This window comes from Polynucleobacter sp. Nonnen-W13, assembly GCF_018881735.1.
Classification (GTDB): domain Bacteria; phylum Pseudomonadota; class Gammaproteobacteria; order Burkholderiales; family Burkholderiaceae; genus Polynucleobacter.
This window is the reverse complement of sequence record NZ_JACVPU010000002.1, coordinates 34609-48915: the sequence shown is the minus strand read 5'-3', so window position 1 is coordinate 48915 and position 14307 is coordinate 34609. Positions and strand designations below refer to the sequence as shown.

General features: G+C 46.1%; 15 protein-coding genes. 12 read left to right on the top strand and 3 right to left on the bottom strand.

What is annotated here, in order from left to right; all coding sequences use genetic code 11:
* The first annotated feature begins 29 nt into the window (after nucleotides 1–29).
* From trpB to ICN27_RS05525, 9 genes are all read left to right on the top strand, one after another.
* Nucleotides 30–1223 carry a tryptophan synthase subunit beta gene (trpB, locus tag ICN27_RS05565; protein ID WP_215307244.1) on the top strand — a complete coding sequence of 398 codons (1194 nt, stop codon included), beginning with the start codon at nucleotides 30–32 and terminating at the stop codon, nucleotides 1221–1223.
* Between the two features lie 3 nt (nucleotides 1224–1226).
* A complete protein-coding gene (gene trpA / locus ICN27_RS05560; RefSeq protein WP_216269312.1) occupies nucleotides 1227–2024 on the top strand; it encodes a tryptophan synthase subunit alpha in 798 nt (265 codons plus the stop codon).
* A 22-nt stretch (nucleotides 2025–2046) separates the two neighbouring features.
* Nucleotides 2047–2934 (top strand): acetyl-CoA carboxylase, carboxyltransferase subunit beta, encoded by an 888-nt coding sequence (gene accD, locus ICN27_RS05555; protein WP_215307240.1) that lies wholly within the window; start codon nucleotides 2047–2049, stop codon nucleotides 2932–2934.
* A 5-nt stretch (nucleotides 2935–2939) separates the two neighbouring features.
* Nucleotides 2940–4265, top strand: a complete 1326-nt coding sequence (gene folC / locus ICN27_RS05550) for a bifunctional tetrahydrofolate synthase/dihydrofolate synthase (RefSeq protein WP_216269311.1) — start codon at nucleotides 2940–2942, stop codon at nucleotides 4263–4265.
* A gap of 3 nt (nucleotides 4266–4268) precedes the next feature.
* Nucleotides 4269–5036 carry an SPOR domain-containing protein gene (locus ICN27_RS05545; protein ID WP_216269310.1) on the top strand — a complete coding sequence of 256 codons (768 nt, stop codon included), beginning with the start codon at nucleotides 4269–4271 and terminating at the stop codon, nucleotides 5034–5036.
* Entirely contained in the window at nucleotides 5036–5602 is a 567-nt protein-coding gene (locus ICN27_RS05540) for a CvpA family protein (protein WP_216269309.1), read from the top strand. Before ICN27_RS05545 ends, ICN27_RS05540 begins: the two co-directional genes overlap by 1 nt.
* Nucleotides 5603–5606: 4 nt before the next feature.
* Nucleotides 5607–7145 (top strand): amidophosphoribosyltransferase, encoded by a 1539-nt coding sequence (purF, locus tag ICN27_RS05535; protein WP_215307233.1) that lies wholly within the window; start codon nucleotides 5607–5609, stop codon nucleotides 7143–7145.
* Between the two features lie 69 nt (nucleotides 7146–7214).
* The gene (locus ICN27_RS05530) at nucleotides 7215–8423 is read left to right on the top strand and encodes an O-succinylhomoserine sulfhydrylase (RefSeq protein ID WP_216269308.1); all 1209 of its coding nucleotides are present in this window, start codon (nucleotides 7215–7217) and stop codon (nucleotides 8421–8423) included.
* A 31-nt stretch (nucleotides 8424–8454) separates the two neighbouring features.
* Nucleotides 8455–9078: a bifunctional 2-polyprenyl-6-hydroxyphenol methylase/3-demethylubiquinol 3-O-methyltransferase UbiG gene (locus ICN27_RS05525; RefSeq protein WP_216269307.1), complete on the top strand. Its 624-nt coding sequence runs from the start codon at nucleotides 8455–8457 to the stop codon at nucleotides 9076–9078.
* Nucleotides 9079–9124: 46 nt separating this feature from the next.
* Here the strand turns inward: ICN27_RS05525 and ICN27_RS05520 are convergent, their stop codons facing one another.
* From ICN27_RS05520 to modB, 3 genes are all read right to left on the bottom strand, one after another.
* Entirely contained in the window at nucleotides 9125–9433 is a 309-nt protein-coding gene (locus ICN27_RS05520) for a high-potential iron-sulfur protein (protein ID WP_216269306.1), read from the bottom strand.
* Nucleotides 9434–9584: 151 nt separating this feature from the next.
* A complete protein-coding gene (locus tag ICN27_RS05515) occupies nucleotides 9585–10709 on the bottom strand; it encodes an ABC transporter ATP-binding protein (protein ID WP_216269305.1) in 1125 nt (374 codons plus the stop codon).
* Entirely contained in the window at nucleotides 10703–11359 is a 657-nt protein-coding gene (gene modB / locus ICN27_RS05510) for a molybdate ABC transporter permease subunit (RefSeq protein WP_215307223.1), read from the bottom strand. Before modB ends, ICN27_RS05515 begins: the two co-directional genes overlap by 7 nt.
* 101 nt (nucleotides 11360–11460) lie before the next feature.
* Between modB and ICN27_RS05505 the strand changes: the two genes are divergently transcribed.
* The 3 genes from ICN27_RS05505 to ICN27_RS05495 all read left to right on the top strand — a co-directional run bounded on the left by ICN27_RS05505 (nucleotide 11461) and on the right by ICN27_RS05495 (nucleotide 14301).
* Nucleotides 11461–11802 carry a metalloregulator ArsR/SmtB family transcription factor gene (locus ICN27_RS05505; protein ID WP_216269304.1) on the top strand — a complete coding sequence of 114 codons (342 nt, stop codon included), beginning with the start codon at nucleotides 11461–11463 and terminating at the stop codon, nucleotides 11800–11802.
* An 80-nt stretch (nucleotides 11803–11882) separates the two neighbouring features.
* A complete protein-coding gene (gene soxC / locus ICN27_RS05500) occupies nucleotides 11883–13238 on the top strand; it encodes a sulfite dehydrogenase (RefSeq protein WP_370624498.1) in 1356 nt (451 codons plus the stop codon).
* Entirely contained in the window at nucleotides 13222–14301 is a 1080-nt protein-coding gene (locus ICN27_RS05495; RefSeq protein WP_215307218.1) for a c-type cytochrome, read from the top strand. The genes soxC and ICN27_RS05495 overlap by 17 nt, the downstream gene beginning before the upstream one ends.
* The last annotated feature ends 6 nt before the right edge of the window (nucleotides 14302–14307 follow it).

Sequence of the window (14307 nt, the reverse complement as noted above, 5' to 3'; positions counted from 1 at the left end):
ATTTGCTGTAACTAATAAAAGAGGTATTTATGTACGATAAGCCAGACGCACGGGGACACTTCGGTCCTTACGGTGGCGTATTTGTTTCTGAAACGCTCATGTTCGCCTTAGATGAGCTCAAAGCAGCTTATGCAAAATATCAATATGATCCTGAATTCATAGAAGAATTTCATTATGAGCTCAAGCATTTTGTAGGCCGTCCATCCCCGGTCTATCACGCTAAACGTTGGAGTGAGATGTTGGGCGGCGCACAAATCTATCTTAAGCGTGAAGATTTGAATCACACTGGCGCACATAAAATTAATAATGTTATCGGTCAAGCTATGCTGGCTAAGCGTATGGGTAAGCCACGCATCATTGCTGAGACTGGAGCAGGGCAGCATGGTGTCGCTACTGCAACTATTTGCGCTCGTTTCGGTTTGGACTGCACTGTATATCAAGGTTCTGTTGACGTAGCGCGTCAAGCGCAAAATGTGTTCCGTATGAAATTGCTTGGCGCAAAAGTAGTGCCTGTGGAATCAGGAACAAAGACGCTGAAGGATGCCTTAAATGAAGCAATGCGTGATTGGGTTACTAACGTAGAGGATACCTTCTACATTATTGGTACTGTCGCTGGACCTCATCCCTACCCAATGATGGTCCGAGACTTTCAAAGTGTGATCGGTGAGGAATGCAAAATACAAATGCCCGTCATGACCGGGCGTCAGCCTGACTATGTAATGGCCTGTGTTGGCGGCGGTTCTAACGCCATGGGTATTTTCTATCCCTACATTGATTTCCCAGAAGTGAAATTGATTGGCGTTGAAGCTGCCGGTCACGGTCTCAATAGTGGTCTTCACTCTGCAGCCCTTTGCGTTGGAAAGCCTGGTGTTTTGCACGGCAATCGAACCTATCTTTTGCAAGATGAAAATGGACAGATATCTGAAACGCATTCTGTTTCAGCTGGTATGGATTACCCCGGCGTTGGTCCCGAGCACGCATGGTTAAAAGATTCAGGTCGCGCTGACTATGTGGCAATAACTGATGAAGAAGCATTGAAAGCTTTTCATGACTGCTGCCGTATTGAAGGCATTATTCCTGCCCTAGAATCTGCTCATGCGATTGCATATGCCTGTAAATTAGCACCCACGCTCTCTAAAGATAAAACCATCTTAGTGAACTTATCTGGTCGAGGTGACAAGGATATGCATACCGTTGCTCAAGCCACTGGATCTGAGGGCTAATCCATGTCAAAAATTACTGCACTCTTCAATGAATTAAAAGCTAGCGGAAAAAAAGGTTTAATCCCTTTTATTACTGCTGGTGATCCTGACCCAAAACTCACTGTTGAATTAATGCATGCATTAGTTCGTGGTGGTGCTAACGTCATAGAGCTTGGGGTGCCATTTTCTGATCCGATGGCAGATGGTCCGGTTATTCAGCGCTCATCTGAAAGAGCGCTTACTCAAGGCGTAACTCTGCGTACTTGCCTAGACATGGTCAAAGAGTTTCGTAAAGCAGATGCGGATACGCCGGTTGTCCTCATGGGCTATGCCAACCCAGTCGAACAGATGGGAGCAGGGCACTTTGCAGGGGAAGCTAAAGCTGCAGGCGTTGATGGTGTTTTGATCGTCGACTACCCTCCAGAAGAGTGCGTTGATTTTGCTGACCAAATGAAGTTGGCCGGTGTTGACCCTATTTTTCTATTGGCTCCCACTTCATCACAAGCGCGTATAAAGGACGCGGCCAAAATAGCTTCTGGTTATATCTATTATGTCTCGATGCGAGGCGTAACAGGCGCATCTCATTTGAATACCCAAGATGTGGCCAGCATTATTCCTAAGATTCGTGAGGCTACCCCAATTCCGATTGCAGTAGGTTTTGGTATCAATGATGCTGAAAGTGCCCGTGCAGTATCAAAAACAGCTGATGCAGTGGTGATTGGCAGTCGAATTATTCGTCTTTTGGAGGATTCTGCCCCTGGCCAAGCGGTACAATCACTCGAAACCTTCATTCGTGAAATTCGCGTCGCTTTAGATAGTTAATGCACTGGATAGTTAAAAACTGATGAGCTGGATCGATAAATTACTACCCCCACAAATCCAACATACGGACCCTGCCAATCGCAAATCTGTTCCTGAAGGACTTTGGGTTAAGTGCCCCAGTTGTGAAACCGTGCTCTACAGCACTGATATCGAAGCGAATTTATCGGTTTGTCCCAAATGCAGTCATCACATGCGCATTGGCGCCCGTCAGCGTCTCGATAGTCTTTTGGATCCCAAAGGTCGCTATGAGATTGGCGCAGATATTTACCCAACTGATCCACTCAAATTTAAAGATTCCAAAAAGTACCCTGATCGATTAAAGGAAGCTAGTGATGCTTCCGGTGAAACCGAGGCCTTAATTGTTCTTGGTGGAAAGATTGAGAGCATTCCAGTGGTTGCGGCCTGCTTTGAATTTCAATATATGGGCGGCTCAATGGGTTCGGTTGTCGGTGAGCGTTTTGCTCGCGGCGTACAAGAGGCCATTGCCAAGAAATGCGCTTTTATTTGCGTGACTGCAACTGGTGGCGCACGCATGCAAGAAAGCCTGCTATCCCTCTTTCAGATGGCTAAGACTAATTCGATGTTAACCCTGCTCTCTAAAAAAGGTTTGCCTTACATCAGCGTCTTAACAGACCCCACCATGGGTGGAATTTCTGCTAGCTTCGCGTTCATGGGTGATGTTGTGATGGCTGAACCGAAGGCCTTGATTGGTTTTGCTGGTCCTCGCGTGATTGAGCAAACTGTTCGTGAAAAATTACCCGAAGGTTTTCAGCGCTCTGAGTTTTTGATGCAAAAGGGCGGCATCGATATGATCGTTGATCGCCGGCAGATGCGTGGTGAGATTGCTCGTTTGTTGGCCTTACTACAGCAACTCCCTGAGCCTGCGATTGCGGGTAGCGCAGCTGTATAAAGCGCTTGAATCTCGCCCTCCAAACCCCCATCCTTTTTTCTAGCTTAACGGCTTGGCTTAGTCATCTCGAAACAGCTCACCCTGTTGGCATCGACATGGGTCTTGCTCGTATTAATCGGGTTAAAGATGCGCTAGGTCTTCACTTTGATTGCCCAGTTATCGCTGTGGCTGGTACCAATGGCAAGGGCTCTACTTGCGCCTATCTTGAGAGTATTTTGCTAGCTTCTGGCTACAAGGTTGGCTGTCATATGTCTCCACATTTACTTGTATTTAACGAGCGTGCTCGCGTTAATGGTGAAGAGGTGAAAGATGATCTTTTACTAGAGCATTTTGCAGTCGTTGAAAAAGCTCGCGTCAGCTTAGCGGATGCGCCAACGTTAACGTATTTTGAATTTACTACCTTGGCCATCATGCATTTATTTTCCAAGGCGAGCTTGGATGCGGTAGTGCTTGAAGTGGGCATGGGGGGTCGCCTAGATGCTGTCAATATTGTTGATGCAGATTGTGCGATCGTCACGAGTATTGATATTGACCATGCTGATTTTTTGGGTGGCACACGTGAGGCAATTGGTTTTGAAAAAGCTGGCATTTTCCGGGCCGGCGGTATTGCAGTCTGTGGCGACCCCGTGCCTCCACAATCTTTAATTGATCACGCCGCAAAACTTGGATGTGATTTATGGCTACAGGGCCGTGACTACAACTTTCAAGGTGATAAGCAGCAGTGGGGTTGGGCTGGACGACAAAAACGCTTTAGCGGTCTAGGTTACCCTGCATTACGTGGTGCCAATCAGATTCTGAATGCATCTGCTGTGATAGCCGCATTAATGGCCTTGCATCAGCGACTACCAGTTAGCGCACAGGATATTCGCAATGGTTTTGCTATGGTGGAGCTGCCAGGTCGTTTTCAGGTTCTACCCGGTCAGCCAACCATCGTTTTGGATGTTGCTCACAACCCCCATGCGGCAGCTACCTTGGGGCAGGGTTTGGATAAGATGGGCTATCACCCCTATACCTATGCCATTTTTGGCGCAATGGCGGATAAAGATATTGCCGGTGTTATTAAGCCCCTGTTAAATAGTGTGGATTTCTGGTTTTGTACTGATTTACCAACCCCACGCGCCGCTAGTGCGGTGGCACTATCTGAGAAGTTGGTAGATTTGGGTGTATCCCTTAAAAATGGGGAAGATGGTGGTATTGAGTGCTTCCCAGATCCTGCTTCAGCGTATCAAAAAGCGCTTTCTAAGGCCGGTGAGGGTGATAGAATTGTGATCTTCGGATCCTTCTATACTGTCGCCGGAGTAATGGCATATCGAAATAACCAGGCCCATTGATCCATGATTCGTTTATCGAAGCTTTTTAAGCGAAACTCTGAGACTGAAGACCTTGATCGGGCTTCGGCGAGGGGTCGTCGTACAGTCAATAAATTAGCTCCCCGTAGCTTTCAGCGTGCCCAAGAAAATGAAGAGCTAGCGCTAACAGAAGATCCTGATCAGCAACGTGCCCGCCATCGTCTCATTGGCGCAGCCGTCCTAGTATTAATTGCGGTAGTTGGCCTTCCTCGTATTTTGGATAACAAACCTAAGTCTGTGAATAACGATATTGCTGTGAATATCGTGACTAGCCTGCCTGCCCCTAACGCTGCAATGCCCGTAAATGATGCGAAGGTAAATCCTGTAGCTGCTGTTGAGATGCCAGCGAAAGAAAAAGCGCCTTCTCCATCCAAAGAAGTTGTAGTGTCATCATCGCCTGCGGTAAGTAAAACAAATTCTATTAGTGGCCTAGCTGCTGGTGAAGAGGTTATTGCAGTGCCAAATGCAAGCACTAAATCAAAAGCTGAAGAACTCCCAAAAAAAGTGGGGCCAGGTAAATATGTCATTCAGGTCGGTGCTTTTGCATCTGAAGAGCGAGCCAAGGGCTGGATAGCTAAGATGAAGGATCAAAAGATTCCTAATTATGTTTTAAATAAAACCGGCGCTGATGGTGTAAAACTTTTTCTATTAAGAGCTGGGCCATTTACCGATAAGGACGCTGCTGAAGCTGCTGAGAAAAAAGTGAAAGCCATGGGCCTGTCTCCAAGGCTAGTTGAGGTGGAAGCCCCTTAATGGAATATTTATCCACCCTGAAGTTAACTACGGTGGATTACTTCACCTTGGTAGTGCTATTGGTTTCCGCATTAGTGGGCATTTCTCGGGGTCTTTTTAAAGAGGTGCTGGCACTAGCCTCTTGGTTTGTAGCTGCTTGGGTTGCTTATCACTATACAAACTATCTTTCTGTTGAATGGCTATCTACTTTTCATATGGATGAGCTTCTGAGTCTGGGTGTCAGCTTCCTCATTCTATTTATTCTTACCTTGATTGTTTGTGGCTTGATTGGCAATGTGATTCAAAAGATTATCTTGTCTGCTGGATTGAGCATGACAGATCGATTTCTGGGTCTGGTATTTGGTTTAGCGCGTGGTGGTGTAGTTGTAGTAGTAATGGCAACATTAGCGGCCTTGACTCCTATTCCTCAAAGCCTCGCTTGGCAAAAGGCAATTACCCGACCAGCCATTGATATGGCAACCAGCTTAATCAAAGGGTGGTTGCCGGCTGACTGGGCAAAGCAATTAAGTAATGCAATGCCTAAAATTACACCCACCATTACACCTTCATTAACAATAGGGATCTAGGCTTATGTGCGGCGTCGTCGGAACAGTTTCCCACTCCCCAGTTAATCAACTCATTTATGACGCGTTGTTATTGCTCCAACATCGCGGTCAAGATGCTGCCGGCATGGCAACCATGAATGGCAATTCATTCACAATGCATAAAGCTAATGGTCTAGTGCGAGATGTATTTAGAACTCGTAATATGCGAAGTCTAGTAGGGAGTGCCGGTATTGGGCAGGTTCGCTATCCAACGGCCGGCTCTGCAAGTAGTGAGGAAGAGGCTCAACCGTTTTATGTCAGCGCTCCTTACGGCATTATTTTGGCTCACAACGGTAATCTGACTAATGCAGCTAGCCTGCGTGTAGAGATGGCTTATCGCGATCGTCGCCACATCAACACCAGTTCAGATACAGAGGTGTTGTTGAATGTATTGGCAGACGAGCTTCAAAAAGAAACCAATAGCGCGGCATTAGATGAAGGCGCCATGTTTAACGCCGTTACACAAGTAACAAAGCGCGTTAAAGGCTCTTATGCAGTTGTTTCTTTGATAGCTGGTTATGGCTTATTGGCATTTCGCGATCCGTTTGGAATTCGACCCCTGTGTATTGGACGCATGGATACACCGAAGGGTCCGGAGTGGATGATCGCCTCTGAATCGGTTGCACTTGATGGCCTTGGCTTTACCTTTGTACGTGATGTAAATCCTGGTGAAGCAATTTATATTGATTTGGATGGTAATTTCTCTTCACGTCAGTGTGTTGCCGATGCAGTTCTGACGCCTTGTATTTTCGAATACGTTTACATGGCTCGTCCAGATTCCACAATTGATGGCGTGACTGTTTATAACGTACGGATGCGTATGGGCGATTATCTTGCCGAAAAGATCCGCAAAGAAACTATTCCTGGTGAGATTGATGTTGTCATGCCGATTCCTGACTCTAGTCGTCCAGCAGCAATGCAGGTTGCTAAACGTCTAGGCGTAGATTACCGAGAAGGATTCTTCAAGAATCGCTATATCGGTAGAACGTTCATCATGCCTGGCCAGGCTGTTCGTAAAAAATCAGTACGCCAGAAACTCAATGCCATGCGCATTGAGTTCAAAGATAAGACCGTCCTCATTGTGGATGACTCTATTGTTCGCGGTACAACCTCATTTGAGATTGTGCAGATGGCACGAGAGTCTGGCGCTAAGAAGGTGATTTTTGCTTCTGCTGCGCCCCCTGTTCGATTCCCTAATGTGTATGGTATCGATATGCCAACTCGTAGTGAGCTAGTGGCTTATGGCCGCACTGATGAAGAGATCAATAAGATGATTGGTGCAGACCAATTAATTTATCAAAGCGTCGAAGATATGAAGCAGGCTGTAAAGGATATCAATCCGGCAATCCAGCACTTTGAGGCCTCTTGTTTTGATGGTCACTACATTACTGGCGATATCAATGAATCTTATTTAGATGCTCTAGAGGCTGCTCGCAATACCTCCGAGGCCAAAGCCGACCGTCAACGTGATTCAAGTGATTTTGCCCGCTCGCAACTGCATTTGCACTTAGCCACAGAAGACTAAAAACAACGATCACATTCCTCAGATATGCGTGTCTGAGGCAATTCTGTAATTCGGTGTCAAAATAGCGGTATGAAGAGTAAAACTACCCGTAAAAAGCCTGATTTTTCTAAGCTAGCGCTTGAAACCTTAGCGGTTCGTGCAGGTACGCGCCGTACTGCTGAATACCAAGAGCACTCTGAGGCCATGTTCCTCACTTCTAGCTTTTGCTTTGATAGTGCTGAACTTGCAGCGGATGGCTTCGCACATGCAGATCAGGGCTTTATTTATTCTCGCTTTACCAATCCTACAGTCAGTATGTTCCAGGACCGATTAGCTGCGCTAGAGGGTGGCGAAGCATGCATTGCAACTTCTTCTGGTATGGCTGCGATTTTAACAATGGCAATGTCGCATCTTCAGGCAGGAGATCATGTGGTTTGTTCTCGCTCTGTGTTTGGTGCCACCATCCAATTATTTAGCAATATTCTAGGACGCTTTGGTATTACAACGACTTATGTGGATTTGTCGGATACCAAGTCTTGGCAAAGTGCTATCCAAGAAAATACTAAATTGTTTTACCTAGAAACACCATCCAATCCCTTAACTGAGATTGCTGATATCAAAGCTATCTCAAAGATAGCAAAAAAAGCTAAGGCGTTATTTGCTGTTGATAACTGCTTTTGTACGCCGGCCTTGCAAAAACCCCTTTCATTAGGTGCTGACGTAGTGATTCATTCCGCAACCAAGTATTTGGATGGTCAGGGTCGCGTAGTTGGTGGCGCAATTGTGGGCAGCAATGATTTCATCATGGGCAAAGTATTTCCCTATGTACGTACTGCAGGCCCTACACTTTCAGCGTTTAATGCTTGGGTGTTCTTAAAAGGTTTGGAGACTCTAGAGTTACGCATGAAGCAGCAGAGTCAGAATGCTCTAGAGATTGCTCAGTGGTTGGAAAAACAGCCGGGAGTAGAGCGTGTTTATCATCCTGGTTTGAAATCTCATCCTCAACATGCGTTGGCAAAGCGCCAGCAAAAAGCGGGTGGTGCTATTCTATCTTTCACCCTAAAGGGTGGAAAAAAAGCGGCTTTCAAGTTGATCAATCAAACAAAACTTTGCTCCATTACCGCAAATCTGGGGGACACTCGTACAACGATTACACATCCTGCTACAACGACACACTGCCGGGTAAGTCCTGAGGCCCGCAAAGCTGCAGGCATCACTGATGGCTTGGTTCGTATCGCAGTTGGACTCGAGAGCGTAGTGGACTTAAAGGCTGATCTCCTTGGTGGCCCGAAGAAGTGATCTAAATAAAACATACAAGATCAGGCAATTCATGGGCTTTACAGATGCTACTCAGTTCTGGAATGAACGCTTCGATAAAAAAGAATTCATCTTTGGTAAAGAGCCGAATGAATATCTGGTTGAGCAAGCGTCCCGTTATCTAGAGCCCAACTCTTCAGTTCTCTGCATTGCTGATGGAGAAGGGCGCAATGGTGTTTGGCTTGCCAAGCAAGGCATGCGAGTCACGGGATTTGATGTTTCGGATATTGCACTTGCCAAGGCAAATCAGTTTGCTACTGATAGTGAAGTCAATATTCAGTACAGCCTCTGTGACACCGATAGCTTTGATTGGCGGGCTAATTTATATGATGCGGTAATTGGCATTTTCATCCAGTTTGCTGATCCTGAAATGCGCGCCAGAATTTTCAAACAAATACATCAGACATTGAAGCCAGGGGGTCTATTCATTTTGCAAGGATATACCCCAAAGCAATTGGAATACAAAACCGGTGGTCCATCACTTATAGAACATCTGTATACCGAAGAAATGATTCGTGAACTAAGTCAAGGATATGAAATCCTCGATCTGCAATGTTACGAAAAAGAATTGTCTGAGGGTGCGAGGCACGCTGGCATTTCAGCCTTGCTTGGGATGGTAGCTAAAAAGAGCTTGTAAAAAAAGCTGCCGAAGCAGCTTTTTTGAACTATTAACTAATTTAGTATTAAGCCTTCTTAGCGTAAGCAGAACACCAGCCTTTTGCTGCCACTTGCTTTGTTCCAAACAAAGAGCAGCCACCTTGTGTTGCTGAGCCTTTAGCTTGGTATAAGGCGCAGTTATCACACTCTTGACCGGCAGCATATTTTGCATACTTTGCTTTATCAACAGTTGTGGCAACCGCTTTATAACCTAAAGCAGCAGCTTGTGGATCAGTTTCAGCAACCATGGCTTGAGCTTGAACTTTACCGTTCAAAGCCAAGGTGCAAGCACCAGCTGCAGACAAAATCATGAATTGGCGACGACTATTTTTCATCAAAAAACTCCATTTTTATTAAGGGGTAAAAAGCGTAATTTTGAGGATACTAGCATATAAAAAGAGATGTTACTGATTGAAATAAATGATTTCGAAAGACTAGAGAGTCATATTCAAGGTCTCGAAATTTGAATTGGGAGAATATTGGTGATTAAAAATTCTCGTTATGATGCCCAATAAATCTTCGCGGGTCGTTTATAGGCCTAAGCGGCATGATATGAATTTGATTGCCATCGAGCTCAATATGCATTTGCTTGCCAACTTCCATTTCCAGTCTCCTGACTTCGGCTGAGGAAGCTTCCCATTCGATAGTGTTGTTACTGTCTTGAATACGTAATTGAGTTACCGCTATCTGACCCAGACTACTCATCTTCTCAACTAAGGCAGGCATGCTAGTTTGGGTTGGTTTGTTATGAACACTCAAGCCACTTTGCGGGATAACCCAAGCAACCCGGGCTTTTGGTGGAATCTTCCCTTTATCCGCAACTGAAAAAACCTTGGCGCAGCCATCCCAACTCAAGCTGCCGGTATCGAATACGCCATTAAACATATTGCTAATACCAACCAATTGCGCAACCCTTGAATTTCTTGGTTTCTGAAACAGTACTTGTGGCGCTGCAGTTTGTAGGCTGATACCTTGGTCAATAACCGTAATTTGATCAGCCAATAAATCAGCCTCACGTAGATCATGCGTAACTAATAAGATGGGGATATGTAAGTTTGAACGGAGCTCGGCCAATGTTTTATATAGACCTTGGCGTGTTGGTGTATCGATCGCAGAGAACGGTTCATCTAGCAATAAGACTTTCGGCTGTCTAGCAAGCGCTCTTGCTAGGGCAACACGTTGCTGTTGTCCGCCAGACAGTTGATTTGGCATACGCGCTGCGAGATTAGCAATACCCATGCGGTCAAGCAGATCGAGGCTAATTTCCTTGCGCTGAGATCTGCTGAGTTCAGAGTTCTGCAGCGGAATCATCACATTATCCAAGGCGCTCAGATGGGGGAAAAGAGCATACTGCTGAAATAAGAAGCCGCAAGAGCGTTCTGCGGGAGAGAGCTGTTGCGCTTTATTTCCGAGATCATCGGCTTCAAACCAGACCACACCATCACACTCAATTTTTCCACTAGCGGGTTTGTTTAAGCCTGCAATGGTTCTGAGCACGGTAGTTTTTCCGCTCCCGGATGGTCCAACGAGGGCATGCAACTCGCCTGGGGCACATTCCAGGCTAATTTGCAGAGGGCTTGGGTTGATCTGCTGAATTTTGACCTTCAACATGAGCTTAAGCCTTTGCGCAGATTTGGCTTACGCCCCAATACTCCGTAGGAGAGGGCAATGCATATTAAGGATATACCCAGAAGCACGAGAGCAATGGCTCCAGCACCGGTGGTATCAAAGCCCTGAACCTTGTCATAAATTGCAATAGAGGCTGTTTTTGTCTCCCCTGGTATTGCGCCGCCCACCATTAGGACAACACCAAATTCCCCAAGGGTATGTGCAAAGGTGAGGGCAGCAGCACCAGTGATGCCACGCCAAGAGAGAGGAAGTTCAATTAAACGAAAGATTTGCCAGTTGCTCAGGCCGCTGACTTGAGCAGCCTCTCGAATTTCAGGATTTATGGCCTCAAAGGCTCGCTGTATAGGTTGAATGGCAAATGGGATGTTTGCAATGAGCGATGCGAGTAGGATTCCTGCAAATGAGAATACAAGGGGAACGCCCAAAATATTGGTATTACCAAATGAAACTAGAAAGTAATAGCCTAAAACTGTAGGCGGAAGCACCAAGGGAAGCGCTAGTGCAGCCTCAACCCATGGTCGGCTTCTATTGAGATTCACTAACTTATGGGCTGCCCATATCCCAAATGGCAACATTAGGGCCATGGTCCAAAAAGCAAGCTTTAAGGACAGCAGAATTGCATCAATATCCATCTCTTTGATTGTATTGTTTTTGTACCTAGGGTATCTCTCTATGTAATTACTTCGAGGTGGAGTCTAATATATGCATATATACGCATATACGGTTATCACTAGTGAATATCAAAGCAAAAGTAAAGAAAGCTACTAAAGAGTTATCTCCAGAGGCAATGGAAGAGGTTTTTGCACAAGTTACTCAATATTTCAATGTCCTATCGGAGCCGTCACGCCTACGCATCATGTATGCAGTGTGTAGCGGTGAAAAGTCCGTATCTGAGGTTGTTGAGTTATGCGGCTCAAGCCAGGCTAATGTTTCACGTCACCTTTCTGCGCTTCATAAAGCAGGCATTTTGCTGAGACGCAAAGAGGGTATCACTGTTTTTTACTCAATTGCTGATAACGCCACTGTGGAAATGTGCCAAACCGTGTGCGCCAAGATTGCTGAGAGTTTGCATTAATTTTTATAGTATCTATTGACCAAAGTAGAGATCACATGAATAAAAAACAAATCGAGATTAGCGCTCAGGACATCGGCGCAATTGAAAAGCCAGCTAGTCAGGCTCGCCTAGTAAAGGCACCAGAACATTTTATTTCGCAGGAACTCATCGCCGATATCAATGCAAATGGTTTAGATGAAAACCGCCGTGGCTTCTTACGTAAAGGTTTTATGTCTGCACTTGGTGGCGTAACCGCTGGACTAGCGGCTCCACTAGCTATGGCAACAGGCGAGGGCGATCCAGCTATCCTTGAGAAACAGGAATGGCAAACAACGCTTGGCAAAAACGTAGCAACCATGCCATACGGCGTGCCATCTATTTATGAATCTAATTTAATTCGACGTGAGTCTCCTGGGCTTACGCGTGTCTCTGCTGCATCTGTCGCCTTTACACCTCTCCAAGGTCTGTTTGGAACTATCACGCCAAACGGTTTGCATTTTGAACGTCACCACCAAGGTTGGTACAACGTCAATCCAGAAACACATCGCTTAATGGTGAATGGCTTGGTTAAGAATCCACGTGTTTTCACGATGAATGATTTAATGCGTTTGCCTTCGATATCTCGTACTCACTTTATTGAGTGTGGTGCGAATACCGGATTAGAGTGGGGCAACGTAGCCGTTCCAACCGTGCAATACACCCATGGCATGCTCTCTTGCTGTGAATTCACAGGGGTTCCTTTAAAGGTATTGCTGGAAGAGTGTGGCGCCGACCTTAAAAAGGGCAGGTTCATGTTAGCCGAGGGTGGTGATGGTTCAGGAATGACTCGCACCATCAATCTCGAGAGTTGCCTTAATGACACCATTGTTGCCTGGGCCATGAATGGCGAAATGTTGCGTCCAGAAAACGGCTTTCCATTGCGCTTGGTAGTTCCTGGGGTTCAGGGTGTGAGTTGGGTGAAATGGTTGCGACGTTTAGAAGTAGGCGATATGCCTTGGAATACCAAAGACGAAGCAGTTCACTACATTGAGCTCATGCCAGATGGAATACATCGTCAATATGCATCAATCCAAGAGTGTAAGTCCGTCATTACAACGCCTTCAGGCGGTCAACAATTGCTGGATAAGGGCTTCTATAACGTGAGTGGTATGGCCTGGTCTGGTCGGGGAAAGATTACTCGAGTCGATGTTTCTTTTGATGGCGGCAATAACTGGCGAACAGCTCGCCTAGAAACACCTGTCCTCACTAAGTCCATTACGCGATTTAATATCGATTGGGTATGGGATGGCTCCCCGGCAATCATGCAATCAAGAGCTGTAGACGACACCGGCTACATTCAACCGTCGATCAAAACGCTACGTAATGTTCGCGGCACACGCTCGATCTATCACAACAATGCAATCCAATCCTGGAAATTGGATTCAAACGGCGAGGTGAGCAATGTTCAAGTTGGATAAATTTAGCATCGGCCTAGTATTTGTGGCTCTTATCGCAATGAGTTCTCAACAAGCTTTAGCACAATCTGGCTCAGCCAAATTCCCTGGTATTGGTAGAGCGGCTACCCCGGCAGAAGTTGCAGCTTGGGATATTGATGTGCGCCCAGACTTTAAAGGTTTGCCAAAAGGATCCGGTTCCGTTGAAAAGGGTCAGGTTATATGGGAGGCTAAATGCGCCAGTTGCCATGGTACCTTTGGTGAGTCTAATGAAATCTTTACACCCATCGCTGGTGGCACCTCTAAGGATGATACGAAGACAGGTCGAGTTGCCTCATTAAAAGACATGAAGCAGCCGCAAAGAACGACCTTAATGAAAGTGCCCACAGTATCTACATTATGGGATTACATTTACCGCGCTATGCCATGGAATGCACCTAGATCACTGACTCCTGATGACACCTATGCATTAGTGGCATTTATCTTGAGTCTGGGTGAAATCGTTCCAGATGATTTTGTTCTCAGCGATAAAAATATTGCTGAAATTAAAATGCCGAACCGTAACGGTATGACGACTAAGCATGGTTTCTGGAATGTCAAAGATAAGCCTGATGTCAATGGCAGCGCTTGCATGCATAACTGCGTCCCATTTGTGCAAATTGGTTCAACCTTGCCTGACTTTGCTCGCAACGCACATGAAAATATTGCGGAGCAAAATCGGATGTATGGCCCATATCGTGGCGCAGACACCACGAAGCCACCCATTCAGCAATTACCTGGTTCTTCAGGAACTGGCTTGGCACATGCAGCAGATACCCATTCCTCTGCAGCAAAAGGTCCGTCAGCACTCTTTAAAAATGAGAACTGCTCGGCTTGCCATGCTCCTAATGCTAAGTTAGTCGGACCTTCAATTGCAGATATTGCTAAAAAGTATGATGGTCAGAGCGGTGCAGTTGATAGGCTGATGACCAAGGTGAAATTAGGGGGGGCTGGTGTGTGGGGATCAATCCCGATGCCAGCACAAGCACAGCTTTCGGACGAAGATCGCAAGGCTTTAGTGGTCTGGATGCTTTCTGGCGGTAAATAAAAAGCT